We start from the raw sequence: 16,096 nt of genomic DNA, 5'->3' as shown, positions 1-16,096 counted from the left end.
ACCCAAATCAAGTTCTACAACGGAATCTAACGGGTTACCGTAACTGAAAACATGAGCCTTGGTGATTGCTGCAAAAATAATACTATCACTTTTGTCTTGATAGAGCGACTTGACAGAATAAGTGTTGTTCCCTATATCTATGTGTTTTAACTGGCATGTTGCTAACACTTTATAAAGATCATATATACAATCTTTACAAGAGTGTTGTGCATGTGTGGATAAAAAGTATACGCATGCTAAAATTAACACAGTTGTACATTTCTTCATAATCAAACCCGTTGGCGGAATTTATTTAAGTTGATAAATATGCGTAAAAAGTTACACGCCCTCTGTGGGTTAAGCGGAGTTATCCATTCCTACGATCTGTCAAAAGCAAGTGTAGCTGACCTCCATTATGTGAAAGATGTAAAATATACCTTTCTGCAATATGTAAACTTCATTAACAACAAGCCCATTGGCAGAATTGAATATGCACTAAATTAATTCCGCCAACGGATATATAATAAGGATTGCCATCATCCACAACCTTTGAATCTATATAGTCGAGTAGGGCATCAGGCTTTCTCAACCGTTTGTTTCGGAAATCGTCAAGTTGTATTTCGATGATGTGATTATCAGTCACCCCATGTTCCAACAGCCAGTTATGCCAGATCTCAAACAGCAGGAAAGACTTTCCACATCGTCTGACACCTGTTATAATCTTCACAAGACCGTTTCCACGTCCTGCGATAAGTTCATCCAAGTATTTCTTACGTTCAAATATCATATTAGAGTGTTATTTTTGATATTGGTATCATATTTTACACCGTAAATATAGCGTTTTTATCTCGAAACACGGAATAATCAAAGGAAAAAATGCGTTTGAGAAGTATAAAAATGTGGGAAAACTGTATGATAGGCTACATTTCTATTGATTTTTATAGAATAAAAGAGGATGATTTGCGATCACAGCCTTTATTATTTTACCCTTACTAAGACTTTAGACATTTCTTTCTTTTTAATTATTTTATTTATCTGATCTTTTTTATAATCAGAAGGAATACCAAATTGCCGTATCCCCTTATCTAATTGTAAAATATCATATGGCAAATAATTGTAATAGAAAGATTTCCATTTTAGAAGATACACTGTCTTATTACTAAGAATAGAAGGGTGATATTTTCTATCACTCTGTTTTATCCAACACTGATTATTTATTCCATTAAGACACAAATTCTGATTTCCAACATTTACATATATTATTGGTGTGTATGAGTTTGAATAATTATTAGTTGGTTTAGCATTTATTATATCGTCTTTAATTTGTTTGAACATAGTAGAGGTTATAAATATTGTATCATCGTATTCATTGGTCTTACATATGCTATCGAGGTCAGTACAATCAAACTGTCTATATGGTTCTATATTACCACAAAAATAAAAAATAGTAATTTCCTGCTTATGGCGGTAATTGCAACTAAAAAGCAATAATGTGCATATTATAAGCATATAATATATATATCTTTTATTGTTCATATTGAGCGTAGAGTCAACCAGCAAGTGCAAAATTAGTCAATCCTTTTATAAAACTCTTGTTTGGTGTTGAAAACTTGAGTTTTTCATTTCCAATCTGGAGCGCAAAGTGCCGAAGCGTTCTCGTATATTCATTTTTCATTGTTTTGAGTTACAAAAATAGCAAAAGGCAGAGAATCTTTCCCTGCATTTATGCTTAATCTTTTAAAAATCACATTGATAATCAGATGGTTATTATAATAACTCCTGATAGAAACATTACCCTAACATTGAAATGTGATTTAGATGCGTCCCCTCCATATTGTCTATGTCCAATGGAATGTTCCTGTATAATCGCTCCTCCATGACACCCACTTCATTGGGATTATAGGATACGAAAAGCCCAACTTCATCACCATCAACTGCTTCCACAACCGTGTCAGAGACGAGCTAAACAACGTGTTCACCCAATTGATGGTGCTACTTGCTGATCGAAGCTTAGTGACCCTTGACGTGGAATACATCGATGGGGCAAAGATAGAGGCTAAGGCAAAGTCGCTGCTTTCACCATGTTGTAGTATTTTACTCTCATCAATCATAAGCCTATCGGACAGTTAAATACGCTTTAATTTGACCAACGAATTTTTATTTACTGATATTAGCCCTCTTCTACGTAAAATTTACTTTCTTTACTCAAAGCTAAACTATCTTCAACTATAAAATCCCTTATTATTATCGGAATCAATTCTGATTGCTCCTTTAAAAAAAACTCATCATCATAGTCATATACAACCATGTGTAGTTTCCCTTTTTCCATATAGCAGTTATTGATGTTTTTAGATAAGCTTACAAATTCATCAACAACTCTACCATCATTATTTAAAACAATCCAATGGTAAAAATTTGTATCTAGTCCTGTTGGATTTTTTGTAACAGATAATAAAAAATAATAACCATTTTCACAGATAAAGACGTCGGGAGGATATTCCATATTTTCTGCCCAATTGGATAGTTTGATTGATTTTTTGATGCTCCTACTTATGTTAAACTTTCGATAATTTTTTAATGCTGATGTCTTGTTCTTTGAAAACGTAGCCAAGGAGGAGAATCTCATACTTGCATGTTTAGTTGTAGTATGAACTTCGTTGATACTTATGCCTCTACACTTTGTCTTAAAGGAACAAGAAGTTTCTATAAGACAAATGAATAGAAATGTTAGTAAATAATTTACCAGTATTTTCATTTTTTTTCTTCCTCCTGCCCAATGGTTACTATGATTTTCTTTCATCTATTTATTGGATAAACGCATAAAGGTTGTGCCACCATAGGCGGCTGTAGATTCATACTGATATGACCATTTAGGGTTTGGAGAAGGATGATCCGTAGAGTCAACCAGCAAGTGCAAAATTAGTCAATCCTTTTATAAAACTCTTGTTTGGTGTTGAAAACTTGAGTTTTTCACTTCCAACCTGGAGCATAAAGTTCCGAAGGGTTATCGTAAGGTAATTTTCTCTTTGTTTGGGGTTACAAAAATAGCAAAAATCACTGATTTCTATTTGTTGCTACGATAAAATCCAATTTGAAGCATTACTTATAGATTGGAATTAGCAAATACCTATCACGTTTCTTTTCTATTCTAAATTTCGCATTACCTTTCTTGATTTTTAGTTTTCTTATACTTTGATCAAATATTATACCAGTTTGTATTTTCTCTGGTATATAATACCAGTCTTGTGTGTAAATGATTCTTTTGTCTTGAACAAAAATCATTCTATCACTTGTGTCTTCGAACTCATTAAACTGTATACCTAAATCCTTATTAATCTCCTCTAAAGAGCATTTACTGGAAAAATAATAACATACATCCCAGTTGAAGCTAAAACAAGAAGAAAAGTCTACAATACAATTTATGCTATCTTGCTGCCAATGATTCGAAACTATCTTATTGATGTCATTTTTGTTTTGGCAACTAGCCAAAACAAAAATGACCAAGATAGAATGTAATATATTTCTTATCATCTCATTGTTCCCCATGTTTGTTGTAAAGTTTCTAATTCCTGTTTAGCTTTTGCGTAAGCTCCAATTCATCTATGAACACCTCGCCATACGGTACATATTCAATGTGCTGCATGACCTCACCATCCAAGTTGGTGATGTAGCTACTGCTGCCCAAATGGTCGGGATGGTATTAGAACTGCATCCGCTCGTTAGTGCCAGCTTCGCCAGCCCTCGTCTTGACCATCGCCCTTGCCTGTGCTGCCTCTGGCGTGTCGTCATCACTACTAAAGCCTTTGCCATTGACATAGTCGGTATTGTCCTGACCGTTGTATGGCAAATCGAATGTCTTGTAATTGTCCTTGATGGATTGCAACTGGAGGGCACTGTCCATGATGGTCTTGCCGCCAGCATTGACTGCAAGGTTCTGTAGTCTGCGACGCTGTGGGTCGTAACTGTAGAACGTTTCCGCTCCGTTGCAATACTTCAGGTAGGTGCGCAGCTCAATTTTGTAGGGATATGTACGGTTGTTTCGTAATGGCATATTTATACTTAATCTTTTATTTGCTGTTCATTTGATCTGGATGGAAGAGTGTTTTTTTAGAAATGAAATCAAACCACGTTGCCCTATGTTGCTATATTGGAGTTTATAAGTACGTTTATTCCAACTTATCGTTATTATAGATTGATTGGTAGACATGTAAGAAGTAATGCTTTTGTCACTTTTTATAGCATTTTCTATATGAAAAATCAGTGAATCTTGTAATTCTTTGCTTAGAAATATACTATCCTTTTTTTCAAAAATACTATCTACTGGAGAATGCCATATATTATTTAAGCTGTCAAACTCGGAAACTATAATGTGTTTATGTTTGGTAGTCTTTAGATAATCTCCATTGATTGTTATTACATAATAAACAGTGCTATCACCATACATGTCATAGACACATTTAAACTTTGACAAGGGGGAGTTACACCCTCCTGTTAAAATAATAATCGAAAAAAGAATAACCAAAACCTTTTTAGTCATTTGAAACATGTGATAAACGTTGTTGAAGATTTTACTCTTTTCGCAACATATTTTCGGTGTATTTATATTTCTTGTTATACCTGCTCATACCTATGGTTTGCAACTCTTTTATAGACTGTTTTTTCGGTAACAAGATACAATCCGTCGGTATATTGGTAATCCTCTTTTGCCAAAGTGGATATGCCTTCCATATATCTGAGGCTGTGGATAAGTTTATGTCTCAATGTTATTTCTGCAGGTGTATATCCGTTTTCAGAACGACCTGCTTTGGCATTGACCACGAGGTTCTGCAGTCGGCAACGTTGTGGGTCATAGGAGTAGAAGGTTTCCGCTCCGTTACAGTACTTCAGGTAAGTGCGCTGCTCAAACTTATGATAGCCAATCTTGTTCACATAATCGTAGCCATAGGACTTGTAGCCACGGACGTGGTCTACCTGTCCACCGAGGTTGTACCCGTAGGTTACTTTCTCCTCATCGGGGTAAATCATTTCCAATAGGCGATTGTGGCTGTCATACTTCCACTGTGTTACGTAGGTTGCCACTGTCTGATTAGGTACAATCAGCGTGCGGCGGGTCTTGGCAACCTTGCCCATCTTACCGTAGTAATACTCGATAGCACCGCTGCCGTCCTCAATAATTATCATCACGCACAAACCACTTATTGTTCGTAAGTAAATTTAGTATCTTCTCATTGTTGAATTTCTTAATTTGAAAAGAAAAGGTTAAATATCCCACGTCAACATTATTATGAATTAACCATTCGTAGGTTTCGTCAAAAATAGTTAGGCCTATCATATAATAAGTGTCAATACTTTCCTTACTTCGCCCTCGTGGAGTATAAGTCTTGTTACCTCTCATGAACTCTATGAAATCTTTCCTTGAAAATTTAGAATAGATTTCATCTTTTGTTATATTATATCCTTTTGTTAAATAGATAAAGTTGGAGTCTATGTTTTGGAACAAAGGCATAAAAACAGGCTCTAAAAAATCAACAACAGGCCATTCATATTCAAAATTTAAAGTTTTGACTTGCTCCTGGTTATTGACAAAACCGTCAATGTCTAAACTATATATTTTATATAGTTGCTCTGTTATATGTGAATCTATAATACTTTCTATCATTGACTCGTTGGCGGAATTTATTTAAGTTGATAAATATGCACAAAAGTTACACATGTCGTTGATTTTTAGTAACTTGGTGGTATTCAAAACATTAAGTTCAGAGAATCGTATGTACAACCTTTATACAAAAATCGTCAAAATTCTTGAGGTATGCAAGCAATTCTCTGAAAATCTCGTCAATGAATTTGGTAATGTACTGCTCACATGATGACATCCATCAAACAAGTCGTATCGGCTACAGAGATTCAATATCAACCTGAACGTGAATGTTTAAGATTGGTTGTTCTTTTATCAATACACTGAAAATTATTTTGACAACCATCCTGCTTAAAATTTGCGTGTAGACAAACAAACTTGCATCCATGCGTAAATACGCTGAAAATGGAGAAGTTTGTATGTTGTTGATATACAGAGTATTCTGTTTATTGATATCAAGATGTACCCGTTATTGATGTCCTTTAGGAACCAAAAGCATTGGTTTAAGCCGCTTATTAACATGCTTTTGTTGTGCAAAGGTGTGTAAATTGGACCTCAAAGTGTTGTTTCTTGTCGGCTCATCTCATTGCTTTATGGCTGGTTCTATAAATTAGCTTTGTTAGATTTTGAGCTTTTTTTTGAGGCCAAAATGCAAGAGAGTGAAGGAGTGTAGCGAGCTACACGACTGAACGAACTTACATTTTGAACCAAAAAAAGGCCAAAAGATAACAAAACGTATTTCATAAAAATTTAATGACTATATGCGGTGGTAATTTATAGAACCAGCCTTAAGTGAAAAAGGTGTTTTTTACTTGTCAAATTAGTACCTGCGTGCATCCCGTAGGCCTATCGTTTTTTTCCAGATTGAAAGTTTTGAAAGGTTGTTTTAGGGGCTAAAAACAATCAAAAAATAGGACATTTAGGGTGAGCGCCCTACCATGCTCCGTCAAACAAAAATGGGGTACATCCTTACGGACATACCCCAATGATAGGTTTTCATGACGTGCAGGCCGTGCAGCTGTTCCCGCACCCTTCATGCTCTGGCTGATGCGGTCCAGCTGGCAAAGGCCCGCTGTGCGTCCTTAATTTTTGAATGTCAGCCCATGGTCATCGGCATCGATGGTGATGGGTTTATCGTTCATCACCTCGCCGGCCAGCAGCTTCTTGGACAGGTCGTTCAAGACGTAGCGTTGGATGGCGCGCTTAACCGGGCGGGCACCGAACTCAGGATCATATCCCACCTTGCCAAGGAAGTCGATGGCATTGGGTGTCCATTCCAAGGTAAAGCCTTGTTCCGACAGCATTTTCTTCACGGCGTTCATCTGCAATTTCACCACGCTGTCGATCTCAGTCCGGGTCAGTGGCAAGAACATGATGGTTTCGTCGATACGGTTGAGAAACTCCGGCCGGATGGTCTTTTTGAGCATTTCCATGACCGTATGCTTAGTTTCCCTCAACTTGTCCTCACGGTTGTGTGCGTCGATGCCAGCCATTTGCTCTTGGATGTATTGGCTGCCCAGGTTAGAGGTCATGATGATGATGGTGTTCTTGAAGTTCACCGTGCGTCCCTTGTTGTCGGTCAGTCTACCATCGTCCAGCACTTGCAGCAGGATGTTGAACACGTCTGGATGCGCCTTCTCTATCTCGTCGAACAAGATGACGCTGTAAGGCTTGCGCCTGACGGCCTCTGTCAGCTGTCCACCCTCGTCATATCCAACGTATCCGGGAGGTGCGCCGATGAGCCGTGACACGCTGAATTTTTCCTGATACTCGCTCATGTCGATACGCGTCATCATGCTTTCGTCGTTGAAAAGATATTCAGCCAGTGCTTTGGCCAGCTCGGTCTTGCCCACGCCAGTGGTTCCTAAGAAGATGAACGAGGCGATGGGGCGTTTCGGATCATGCAATCCGGCCCGACTGCGGCGCACAGCGTCGCTCACGGCCGTGATGGCCTCATCTTGGCCAATCACCCGTTTGTGCAGCTCGCTTTCCAGATGCAAGAGCTTGTCTTTCTCGCTTTGCAGCATACGCGTGACGGGAATGCCGGTCCATCGGCTCACCACTTCAGCGATGTCATCAGCCGTCACCTCCTCGCGCACCATGGCTTCTCCGCCCTGTGTGGCCTTCAGTTGTAGCTTGATGTTGTCGATGTCGTCTTGCAGACTTTTCAGCTTACCATACCTTATCTCGGCCACCCGTTCGTAGTTGCCCTCACGTTCGGCGCGGTCAGCTTCAAATCGCAGGTTCTCCATCTCCTGCTTGTCCTGTTGTATCTTGTTCACCAAGTTCTTCTCGCTTTCCCACTTAGCCCGGAACGATTGTTCCTCCTCGTGCAGTTCGGCGATGTCTTTGTCGAGTTGTTTGATCTTCACCTCGTCGTTTTCTCGCTTGATGGCTTCGCGCTCAATCTCCAATTGTTTGAGCTTACGGGTAATCTCATCCAACTCCTCCGGTACCGAGTCGCGTTCCATTCGCAGTTTTGCGGCGGCCTCGTCCATCAGGTCGATGGCCTTGTCTGGCAAGAATCGGTTGCTGATGTATCGCTCCGACAGTGTTACGGCAGCAATACATGCGTCGTCCTGAATCCTCACTTTGTGGTGGTTCTCGTACCGCTCTTTCAATCCGCGGAGGATGGAGATGGCACTCAACTCATCAGGTTCGTCGACCATCACCGTTTGGAATCGCCTTTCCAGTGCCTTGTCTTTCTCGAAATACTTCTGGTATTCGTTGAGTGTGGTGGCACCAATGGCCCGCAATTCGCCACGCGCCAGAGCCGGCTTTAGAATGTTGGCGGCATCCATGGCACCTTCTCCGCCGCCTGCACCCACCAAGGTATGAATCTCGTCGATGAAGAGGATGATTTCGCCCTCGGCGTGAGTCACTTCCTTGATGACGCTTTTCAGACGTTCTTCAAACTCGCCCTTGTACTTGGCTCCGGCCACCAATGCGCCCATGTCCAGCGAGTAGAGCTGCTTGTTTTTTAAGTTCTCGGGCACGTCACCTCGAACGATACGCCCGGCCAAGCCCTCCACAATGGCGGTCTTACCCGTACCCGGCTCACCTATTAATATAGGGTTGTTCTTGGTGCGGCGGCTCAATATCTGGAGCACGCGGCGTATCTCCTCATCCCGTCCGATAACGGGATCCAACTTTCCAGAACGAGCTTCCTGCACCAGGTTCTTGGCATACTTATCAAGTGCCTGATAGTTTTCGTCGCCACTCTGGCTCTGTACCTTCGAACCTTGTCGCAACTCATCGATGGCTTTGGTCATGTCTTTTTCCGTACAGCCTGCATCCTTGAGGATACGACTGGCCGAAGAGTTGACCGTGAGCAAAGCCAGCAACATGGGTTCGAGGCTCACGAACTGGTCGCCAAAGCGTTGGGACAAATCCATAGTCCTTTGCAAAACCATGTTGGTGTCATTGCTCAGGTAGGGTTGTCCGCCCGATACCTTGGGCAAATGTTCAATCTCGCTCTGCGCCAATGCCTCTATCTGAGAAGGATTAACGCCTAACTTTTGAAAAATAAACGTCGTTACATCCTTCCCTTTGTTCAGCAGGGCGAGCAACAAGTGAATGGGTTCTATGGTCTGTTGCCCAGCGCTTTGTGCCAGGTTCACAGCCCCTTGAACGGTTTCTTGTGCTTTAATTGTAAATTTATCGAATGTCATAATCTTTTTTTCCTTTCTTTTTTAATCATTTCTTTAACTGCTTCATGATGTCCAAAAGGTGTGCCTTTGCATAGTGATGCGCCAATGTGGCGGTTTTATTGTGTCAAATTGGCCGATAAAGAACTTGCTGAATCCCGTGTGTCTGCCTGTCTGTCTGTCATTTATTTTGCAATGGAGAGAGGTTTTATTTCAGCAGGTTGCTGCTTCAATATAGGATAAAAGAAGGTGATTTCTTGTGGCTATTAATCGTTTTTTATTACCTTTGCATAAGATAGGCGTCGCCTGTTTACCCCAACTGATTTGAACATTGATTATCATTAAAATAAAATTGATTATGAAACCAACATTATTACTGCTTGCTGCCGGCATGGGTAGCCGTTATGGAGGATTGAAACAACTTGACGGTTTGGGACCTAATGGGGAAACCATCATGGACTATTCTATCTATGACGCCATTAAAGCAGGTTTTGGTAAAATTGTATTTGTCATCCGAAAAGACTTTGAAGACGAGTTCAGAGAGAAAGTGTTGTCTAAATATGCAGGACATATTCCTGCCGAAGTGTGTTTCCAGGCCATCGACAAACTGCCGGAAGGATTTACTGTTCCTGAAGGTAGAGAAAAGCCATGGGGTACCAATCATGCCGTGATGATGGCTGAAGATTTGATAAACGAACCGTTCTGTGTCATCAATTGTGACGACTTCTACAATCGGGACGCATTCATGGTGATGGGGAAGTTCTTGGCCAATCTTCCAGAAGGCTCGAAGAACAACTATGCCATGGTGGGCTTCCGCGTAGGCAATACGCTGTCGGAGAATGGAACCGTGGCTCGTGGTATTTGCGAAAAGAACGAGCAAGGCAACCTGACCACCGTTGTAGAACGTACAGAAATCATGCGCGTTAACGGAGCCGTATGTTACAAAGATGAGCAAGGCGAATGGGTGGCTGTAGACGACAATACGCCCGTATCGATGAATATGTGGGGCTTTACACCCGATTATTTTAAGTATAGCAATGCCTATTTCAAGGAGTTTCTCTCAGATCCGAAGAACATGGAGAACCTCAAGGCAGAGTTCTTCATTCCATTGGAGGTTAATAAGTTGATTCATGAGGGAACGGCTACCGTGAAGGTGCTTGACACTACCAGCAAGTGGTTTGGCGTTACTTATGCGGCAGACCGTCAAGATACCGTGGACAGGATTCAGTCGCTGATTGACCAAGACGTATATCCCAATCAGTTATTCTGATGGATGAGTTTTTGAGTTTATAAGTTTTTGAGGTTTTTGAGTTATTGCGTTTTTAAGTTGGTGGATGAAAGCCTTTGTGTTAAACAGCCATCAACTTGAAAACGATGATATTCTCAACGTACATTCGTTACATGAACATAGACATTTTAGCACCAGAAGAGTTGGAACTGTTGCGACAACTAATTGATGATGCTCAACATATTATTATCTGCGGACACAAATCGCCTGACGGTGACGCACTGGGCTCTTCGTTGGCTTGGTGCGATTATCTGAAAAACCAATGCGGCAAACAGCCCGCTGTCGTGATGCCGGATGCTTATCCCGATTTCTTGCGATGGTTGCCCAACAGCGACCGTATTGTACGCTATGACAAGCATCAGGAGGAAGTGAAACAACTATTCCAGAAGGCTGACTTGGTGTTTTGTCTCGACTTTGGCAGCACCGGGAGGGTAGACGAAATGCAGCCCGTATTAGAAGCAAGTCCTGCCAAAAGGGTGATGGTAGACCATCACACCAACGCCGACATGGATACGGTTTTCTCCGTATCTCGGACTGATGCCAGCAGCACCAGCGAACTGATCTTCCGCATAATATGGCAGTTGGGTGGCTTTGAACGGATGACGTGCCAGGGTGCCGTGCCCCTCTATTGTGGCATGATGACCGATACGGGCGGCTTTACCTACAATTCGTCCCGTCCAGACATCTTCTTCATCATCAGTCAGTTGCTGACAAAAGGATTTGATAAGGACAAGATTTACCGCAATGTTTACAACAATTATAGCCAGTGGGCCATACGGTTGCGAGGCTACATGATGTCGCAAAAACTAAATGTCTTCGAGGATTTTCATGCCTCTTATTTCGCCATCTCGCGCAATGACATGCGCAATTTCCATTTCGTGAAAGGCGATGCAGAGGGCTTGGTCAACGTTCCGCTCTCCATTAAGGGCATGAAGTTGTCCGTTTCATTGCGTGAGGACGACCGTAAGGATAACCTGGTGTGGGTGAGCCTGCGTTCGGTAGATGACTTTCCCTGCAATGAGATGGCGGCCGAATTCTTCAATGGGGGAGGACATGTCAATGCCAGTGGCGGTCGACTTTATTGCTCTTTGGACGAGGCTGAAAAAGTGGTAAGGCAGGCTTTCATACATTATGAGGATCGGTTAAAACGAAAATAGCCAACGCACGGCAGTTTGTTCCTATCGTCAATAATCTATAAAAGCAAAGCTTTTCTTTTGTCGTTTTCCCGACTTTAACTATCTTTGCAGATGACTGTAGATATCATAAAAGATGAAAAGAATTATATTTCCACTATTCGCCTTGTTGTCCATCTGCTTCTTGGCATCTTGCCGTGACAACAAGACCTATGCAGATCAAAAGGCAGCGGAGCGCAGTGCCATCAACAAATACATTGCCGATTCGGCCGTGCAGGTCATTTCTGAAGAGACGTTCGCGTCGCAAGGTTACACGACAAACGTGCAACGCAATGAGTTTGTCTTGATTTCCAGCAGTGGCGTTTACATGCAGATTATTCGAAATGGAGTGGGAGAGAAAATCAAAAATGGTGAGACCGTTGACGTTCTTTGTCGTTTTAAAGAACGTAACTTGATGACCGACTCCTTGCAACTTTCGAACGATGTACTGTTTTATTCAGCCGTGGTGGATAAGATGAAGGTTCGTAATACAAGTGGAACGTTTACGGCTTCGTTTGTGAAGGGTGAGAGCGTGATGTCAAGTGCTTTCAATACAACAGAGGTTCCTGCAGGTTGGCTGGTTCCGTTCAGTTATATCCATGTGGGCAGACCCATCAAAGAAGGCGACGAGATAGCGAAGGTTCGGTTGATAGTTCCTCATACCAGTGGGCATAACTATGCGCGACAGAGCGTTTATCCATGTTTGTATGACATTACATATCAACGAGGTAGGTAAGAAAAACCTGTGAACAATTTGATATAAAAACTAACATTAAACAGGAAACATCATGACGTTAATCAAATCAATTTCAGGAATTCGGGGTACCATTGGAGGTCGTTCGGGCGACACGTTGAACCCATTGGACATCGTCAAGTTCACATCTGCTTACGCTACGTTTATCCGTAGAAGTGGAAAGTCGCAGAGCAATACCATTGTGGTGGGACGCGATGCGCGCATTTCAGGTGAGATGGTGAAGAACGTGGTGTGTGGAACGTTGATGGGAATTGGTTATGATGTCATTAACATTGGATTGGCTACGACGCCCACAACCGAACTGGCTGTGCGTATGACACAGGCGGCTGGGGGCATTATCATCACTGCGAGTCATAACCCAAGACAATGGAATGCACTGAAATTGCTCAATCATGAAGGCGAATTTCTTACAAAATCGGAAGGAAACGAGGTGCTCGACATCGCTGAAAGTGAAGATTTCAACTATGCGGATGTGGACAATTTAGGTCATTACACCGAAGATTCTTCATTCGACCAACGCCATATTGAGAGTGTGTTGGCACTGAAGTTGGTTGATCGGGAGGCCATCAAAAAAGTTCATTTCAAGGTTGCCGTGGATGGTATCAACAGTGTTGGTGGCATCATTCTGCCAAAACTGTTGAACGAATTGGGCGTTGAATACACGCTTTTGAACGGTGAACCTACGGGTGATTTCGCACACAACCCAGAGCCATTGGAAAAGAATTTGGGAGGTATCATGCAGGAAATGTCCAAAGGTGGCTACGACCTTGGTATCGTTGTTGATCCGGATGTAGACCGCTTGGCGTTTATCTGTGAAGATGGTACCATGTTTGGTGAGGAATACACGCTGGTTAGTGTGGCTGACTATGTGTTGAGTCATACACCTGGCAACACCGTTTCAAACCTCAGTTCTACACGTGCGCTGTGTGACGTGACCGAGAAACATGGCGGACAGTACATGGCTTCAGCCGTTGGAGAAGTGAACGTTACCACAAAGATGAAGGAGGTGAATGCCGTCATCGGTGGTGAAGGCAATGGGGGAGTGATTTATCCGGAGAGCCATTATGGTCGCGATGCCTTGGTTGGTATTGCCCTCTTCCTCTCTTCTTTGGCACATAAAGGCTGTAAAGTGAGTGAGCTTCGCAAGTCTTACCCCAACTATTTCATGGCGAAAAACCGTATTGACCTGACACCAGAGACTGATATCAGTGCCATCTTGGATCGTATCAAGGAAATGTATGCGGATGAAAAGGTGACAGATATCGATGGCGTCAAGATTGATTTTGCTGACAAATGGGTTCACTTGCGAGCCAGCAACACGGAGCCTATCATTCGTGTTTACAGTGAAGCTGCGACAATGGAAGAGGCTGAGAGTCTTGGCCGTAAACTCATGGATGTGGTTTATGAAATGCAATAAGACGTATTGCTTGGTCGTCATCTGCCAACCATCAAACGTCAAAACCCCCAAGGCGACACGTCGTCTTGGGGATTTTGGTAAGTATGCGGAACATCTTTTCGCTGAGGCTTGTATGGAGTTTTAACTGAAAATCATGGTTCCCAGTGTTTTTGCCAACCATATCAGCAGGGCAATCATCATGGCAATGGCGATGATAAAGAAAACGAGGAAGACCGCAGCTTGCAACGCCCGTTTGTTTACTTCCTTGATGATGGCTTTGTCGCCGTGGATGAATCCGTCGATGAGTACCATGTTCTTCTTGTTAGAATGGTGGAAAAAATCAATGACATTGCCGACGTAGAAAGGAATCAGTCCTAACAGCACGTCACGCAAAGTGTTGTTCAGCACTGCCAAGGTTAGCGGAATTGAATGCAGCTTGAACATAGCGAAGTAGACATGTGTCAAGCCGAATAAGGCGGTCACGGCGTCACCTATTCCTCCTGGTACCAAACCAGCGACACCATCAAGGTGGTAATTGTCCAGATAGATGGTGATGTGTTTTATGGCCTGGTATGGTTTGCTATTTCGTAATTGTTCTTTTCTTTCTTGTGAGTTCATCGTTCTTTCTGTCTTAATGATCTTGTTTTTGTTCTTCCGAGAGGTCAACTATGGCTTGGATGTTGCGCATCAGTCCCTCGTATTTTGCTCGTTTTACCGCACTCTTTTTGAATAGTTGGCGGTATTCATCTTCTGAAAGCTGCATCCACTTGTCGCGTGTCATGGCCATGAACTCTGGCTTCGGTTGTAGCTCTGGTGTGTTGTTGGGTATGGAGAAGCGGTTCCATGGGCATGCTTGCTGACAGCGGTCGCAGCCGTAAATGGTATTTCCCATCTTCTCGGCGATATCTTTTGAGATGTCTCCACGGTTCTCTATGGTTTGGTAGGAGAGGCATTTGTTGGCGTCGAGCGGCCCGTCTTTGGTGATGGCGCCAGTGGGGCAGGCATCAATGCACGCATGACAATTGCCGCAACGGCTGCGCATGGGTTCATCATAGTCTAACTCAATGGTCAAGAACAGCTCGCCAAGGAAGAACATGCTACCAGCTTTTGGGATGATCAGTTGGTGGTTACGGCCAATCCAACCCAGTCCTGCACGAGTGGCCCAATAACGCTCCAGCACAGGTGCAGAGTCACAGAAAACCCGAAAATGGACTTCGTTATTCTCCTTGTTCGGTTCATCTTGCATGCGCAATTCCTTGAAATCAAACTTCAATGCCAGTTGTCTTAGCTTTTTCTTGACAATGTCGTGATAGTCTTCGCCGTAAGCATACGCAGCAAACTGCAACTGATTAGATGGGATGTGTTGCGCTGGTGTATAGTTCATGGCAACCGACACGATGCTTTTCACGCCTTTCATGAGCAGTCGTGGGTCAAGTCTCATCTCGGTATGGTTGCGCATGTAGTCCATGTCTGCCTGCCGTCCTTCGTTAATCCACTGCCTTACATGTTGGGCGTTGGTGTCGTCAACGGCTTCAGCGCGTGCAATTCCGCAAGCAAAAAAGCCGAGGTTTAATGCCTCAGCCTTCAGCTCACTCGAAAGTCTTGAATTCATATCCTTGTTCTTTCAGCCATTTCAAGGCCTCTGGTAGGGCGTATCGTAGCTTGTCGATGCTTTTTGTCGAATCGTGAAAAGTAATGATGGAGCCGTTGCGGGCATATCGCTTGACGTTTCTCAACACATCTTCTGCCGTCATCCACTTGGAGTAATCTCGGGTCACGAGGTCCCACATCACGATTTGATAGCGTCTGGATAGCCACCAATATACCGACCATCGCATCCATCCATGGGGCGGGCGGAAAAGGTGGGCGTGTATCAGTTCGTTGGCTTTCTGGATGTTGATGCCATAGGTCAGTGCCCAATGTTTGAGCGACCCCATGTGGTTGAAAGTGTGATTGCCCACCTGATGGCCTTCTTCTACGATGCGGTTGTACAGGTCGTGATAGCGTAGTACGTTCTCGCCCACCATGAAGAAGGTGGCCTTGGCGTCGAATTCAGCCAGTGTGTCGAGGATGAAAGGCGTGGAACTGGGTATCGGACCATCGTCGAAAGTCAGGTAGACAGAACGCTCGTTCCTATCCATTCGCCACAGGGCGTTGGGGTATAACCACCGTAACCATTTGGCTGGTTGCTCAATGAACATGCTTTATTTTCTTCTTTTTCTTTA

The 16,096-nt window shown here is 42.9% G+C and carries 13 protein-coding genes and 5 pseudogenes; 7 read left to right on the top strand and 11 right to left on the bottom strand.

The features are described 5' to 3' along the window. Window positions 1-315 precede the first annotated feature (315 nt). Window positions 316-420 (top strand): annotated as a pseudogene (locus tag NQ518_RS13600) (IS982 family transposase); the annotation flags it as partial. Window positions 421-439: 19 nt separating this feature from the next. On the opposite strand, the gene NQ518_RS05580 reads toward NQ518_RS13600, so the two are convergent. Both NQ518_RS05580 and NQ518_RS05575 read right to left on the bottom strand, forming a co-directional pair. Next, on the bottom strand, window positions 440-766 hold the full coding sequence (locus NQ518_RS05580) for an AAA family ATPase (protein WP_227960539.1): 327 nt from the start codon (window positions 764-766) through the stop codon (window positions 440-442). Window positions 767-957: 191 nt separating this feature from the next. Continuing rightward, window positions 958-1,314, bottom strand: a complete 357-nt coding sequence (locus NQ518_RS05575) for a hypothetical protein (RefSeq protein WP_227208330.1) — start codon at window positions 1,312-1,314, stop codon at window positions 958-960. Window positions 1,315-1,848: 534 nt separating this feature from the next. Between NQ518_RS05575 and NQ518_RS05570 the strand changes: the two are divergent. Further along, window positions 1,849-2,043: pseudogene (locus NQ518_RS05570) on the top strand (IS5/IS1182 family transposase); the annotation flags it as partial. 106 nt (window positions 2,044-2,149) lie between these two features. Here the strand turns inward: NQ518_RS05570 and NQ518_RS05565 are convergent. From NQ518_RS05565 to NQ518_RS05545, 5 genes and pseudogenes are all read right to left on the bottom strand, one after another. After that, the gene (locus NQ518_RS05565) at window positions 2,150-2,779 is read right to left on the bottom strand and encodes a hypothetical protein (protein ID WP_227960541.1); all 630 of its coding nucleotides are present in this window, start codon (window positions 2,777-2,779) and stop codon (window positions 2,150-2,152) included. 299 nt (window positions 2,780-3,078) lie between these two features. Next, window positions 3,079-3,525 (bottom strand): hypothetical protein, encoded by a 447-nt coding sequence (locus NQ518_RS05560; RefSeq protein WP_227207877.1) that lies wholly within the window; start codon window positions 3,523-3,525, stop codon window positions 3,079-3,081. Window positions 3,526-3,574: 49 nt separating this feature from the next. Next, window positions 3,575-3,943: pseudogene (locus tag NQ518_RS05555) on the bottom strand (peptidoglycan DD-metalloendopeptidase family protein); the annotation flags it as partial. 812 nt (window positions 3,944-4,755) lie between these two features. Next, window positions 4,756-5,058, bottom strand: a pseudogene (locus NQ518_RS13595) (hypothetical protein); the annotation flags it as partial. Between the two features lie 88 nt (window positions 5,059-5,146). Continuing rightward, window positions 5,147-5,638: a hypothetical protein gene (locus tag NQ518_RS05545; RefSeq protein WP_004349154.1), complete on the bottom strand. Its 492-nt coding sequence runs from the start codon at window positions 5,636-5,638 to the stop codon at window positions 5,147-5,149. A gap of 52 nt (window positions 5,639-5,690) precedes the next feature. Here NQ518_RS05545 and NQ518_RS13590 point away from each other — a divergent pair. After that, window positions 5,691-5,834, top strand: a pseudogene (locus tag NQ518_RS13590) (IS982 family transposase); the annotation flags it as partial. Window positions 5,835-6,696: 862 nt separating this feature from the next. Here NQ518_RS13590 and clpB read toward each other — a convergent pair. Continuing rightward, the gene (clpB, locus tag NQ518_RS05540; protein WP_227960543.1) at window positions 6,697-9,285 is read right to left on the bottom strand and encodes an ATP-dependent chaperone ClpB; all 2,589 of its coding nucleotides are present in this window, start codon (window positions 9,283-9,285) and stop codon (window positions 6,697-6,699) included. 334 nt (window positions 9,286-9,619) lie between these two features. Between clpB and NQ518_RS05535 the strand changes: the two genes are divergently transcribed. The 4 genes from NQ518_RS05535 (at window position 9,620) to glmM (ending at window position 13,892) form a co-directional block, all read left to right on the top strand. Beyond that, complete coding sequence (locus NQ518_RS05535) at window positions 9,620-10,531, top strand: glycosyltransferase family protein (protein ID WP_227960545.1); 912 nt, start codon at window positions 9,620-9,622, stop codon at window positions 10,529-10,531. A 131-nt stretch (window positions 10,532-10,662) separates the two neighbouring features. Next, on the top strand, window positions 10,663-11,706 hold the full coding sequence (locus NQ518_RS05530) for a DHH family phosphoesterase (RefSeq protein WP_227962418.1): 1,044 nt from the start codon (window positions 10,663-10,665) through the stop codon (window positions 11,704-11,706). Window positions 11,707-11,818: 112 nt separating this feature from the next. After that, window positions 11,819-12,457 carry a DUF4827 domain-containing protein gene (locus NQ518_RS05525; RefSeq protein WP_227960547.1) on the top strand — a complete coding sequence of 213 codons (639 nt, stop codon included), beginning with the start codon at window positions 11,819-11,821 and terminating at the stop codon, window positions 12,455-12,457. 52 nt (window positions 12,458-12,509) lie between these two features. Continuing rightward, the gene (glmM, locus tag NQ518_RS05520; RefSeq protein WP_227960549.1) at window positions 12,510-13,892 is read left to right on the top strand and encodes a phosphoglucosamine mutase; all 1,383 of its coding nucleotides are present in this window, start codon (window positions 12,510-12,512) and stop codon (window positions 13,890-13,892) included. Between the two features lie 120 nt (window positions 13,893-14,012). On the opposite strand, the gene NQ518_RS05515 is transcribed toward glmM, so the two are convergent. From NQ518_RS05515 to NQ518_RS05505, 3 genes are read right to left on the bottom strand one after another with little or no spacing between them, the layout of a single operon-like run. Next, window positions 14,013-14,489: a DUF4112 domain-containing protein gene (locus NQ518_RS05515; protein ID WP_227960550.1), complete on the bottom strand. Its 477-nt coding sequence runs from the start codon at window positions 14,487-14,489 to the stop codon at window positions 14,013-14,015. Window positions 14,490-14,502: 13 nt separating this feature from the next. Beyond that, entirely contained in the window at window positions 14,503-15,483 is a 981-nt protein-coding gene (gene queG, locus NQ518_RS05510) for a tRNA epoxyqueuosine(34) reductase QueG (protein ID WP_227207866.1), read from the bottom strand. Then, a complete protein-coding gene (locus NQ518_RS05505; RefSeq protein WP_227207864.1) occupies window positions 15,461-16,072 on the bottom strand; it encodes a polysaccharide deacetylase family protein in 612 nt (203 codons plus the stop codon). The genes queG and NQ518_RS05505 overlap by 23 nt, the downstream gene beginning before the upstream one ends. Window positions 16,073-16,096: the final 24 nt, after the last annotated feature.

This window comes from Hoylesella buccalis ATCC 35310 (assembly GCF_025151385.1).
GTDB classification, from domain to species: domain Bacteria; phylum Bacteroidota; class Bacteroidia; order Bacteroidales; family Bacteroidaceae; genus Prevotella; species Prevotella buccalis.
Note: the sequence above shows the minus strand (reverse complement) of the source record. Positions and strands in the feature narration are given on the sequence as shown.

Excerpts from the sequence above, each read along its gene's own strand:
- glmM (WP_227960549.1), top strand. The coding sequence starts at position 12,510 with ATGACGTTAATCAAATCAATTTCAGGAATTCGGGGTACCATTGGAGGT.
- NQ518_RS05505 (WP_227207864.1), bottom strand. The coding sequence starts at position 16,072 with ATGTTCATTGAGCAACCAGCCAAATGGTTACGGTGGTTATACCCCAAC.
- NQ518_RS05515 (WP_227960550.1), bottom strand. The coding sequence starts at position 14,489 with ATGAACTCACAAGAAAGAAAAGAACAATTACGAAATAGCAAACCATAC.
- NQ518_RS05560 (WP_227207877.1), bottom strand. The coding sequence starts at position 3,525 with ATGGGGAACAATGAGATGATAAGAAATATATTACATTCTATCTTGGTC.
- clpB (WP_227960543.1), bottom strand. The coding sequence starts at position 9,285 with ATGACATTCGATAAATTTACAATTAAAGCACAAGAAACCGTTCAAGGG.
- NQ518_RS05535 (WP_227960545.1), top strand. The coding sequence starts at position 9,620 with ATGAAACCAACATTATTACTGCTTGCTGCCGGCATGGGTAGCCGTTAT.
- NQ518_RS05575 (WP_227208330.1), bottom strand. The coding sequence starts at position 1,314 with ATGTTCAAACAAATTAAAGACGATATAATAAATGCTAAACCAACTAAT.
- NQ518_RS05545 (WP_004349154.1), bottom strand. The coding sequence starts at position 5,638 with ATGATAGAAAGTATTATAGATTCACATATAACAGAGCAACTATATAAA.
- NQ518_RS05525 (WP_227960547.1), top strand. The coding sequence starts at position 11,819 with ATGAAAAGAATTATATTTCCACTATTCGCCTTGTTGTCCATCTGCTTC.
- NQ518_RS05565 (WP_227960541.1), bottom strand. The coding sequence starts at position 2,779 with ATGAAAGAAAATCATAGTAACCATTGGGCAGGAGGAAGAAAAAAAATG.
- queG (WP_227207866.1), bottom strand. The coding sequence starts at position 15,483 with ATGAATTCAAGACTTTCGAGTGAGCTGAAGGCTGAGGCATTAAACCTC.
- NQ518_RS05580 (WP_227960539.1), bottom strand. The coding sequence starts at position 766 with ATGATATTTGAACGTAAGAAATACTTGGATGAACTTATCGCAGGACGT.
- NQ518_RS05530 (WP_227962418.1), top strand. The coding sequence starts at position 10,663 with ATGAACATAGACATTTTAGCACCAGAAGAGTTGGAACTGTTGCGACAA.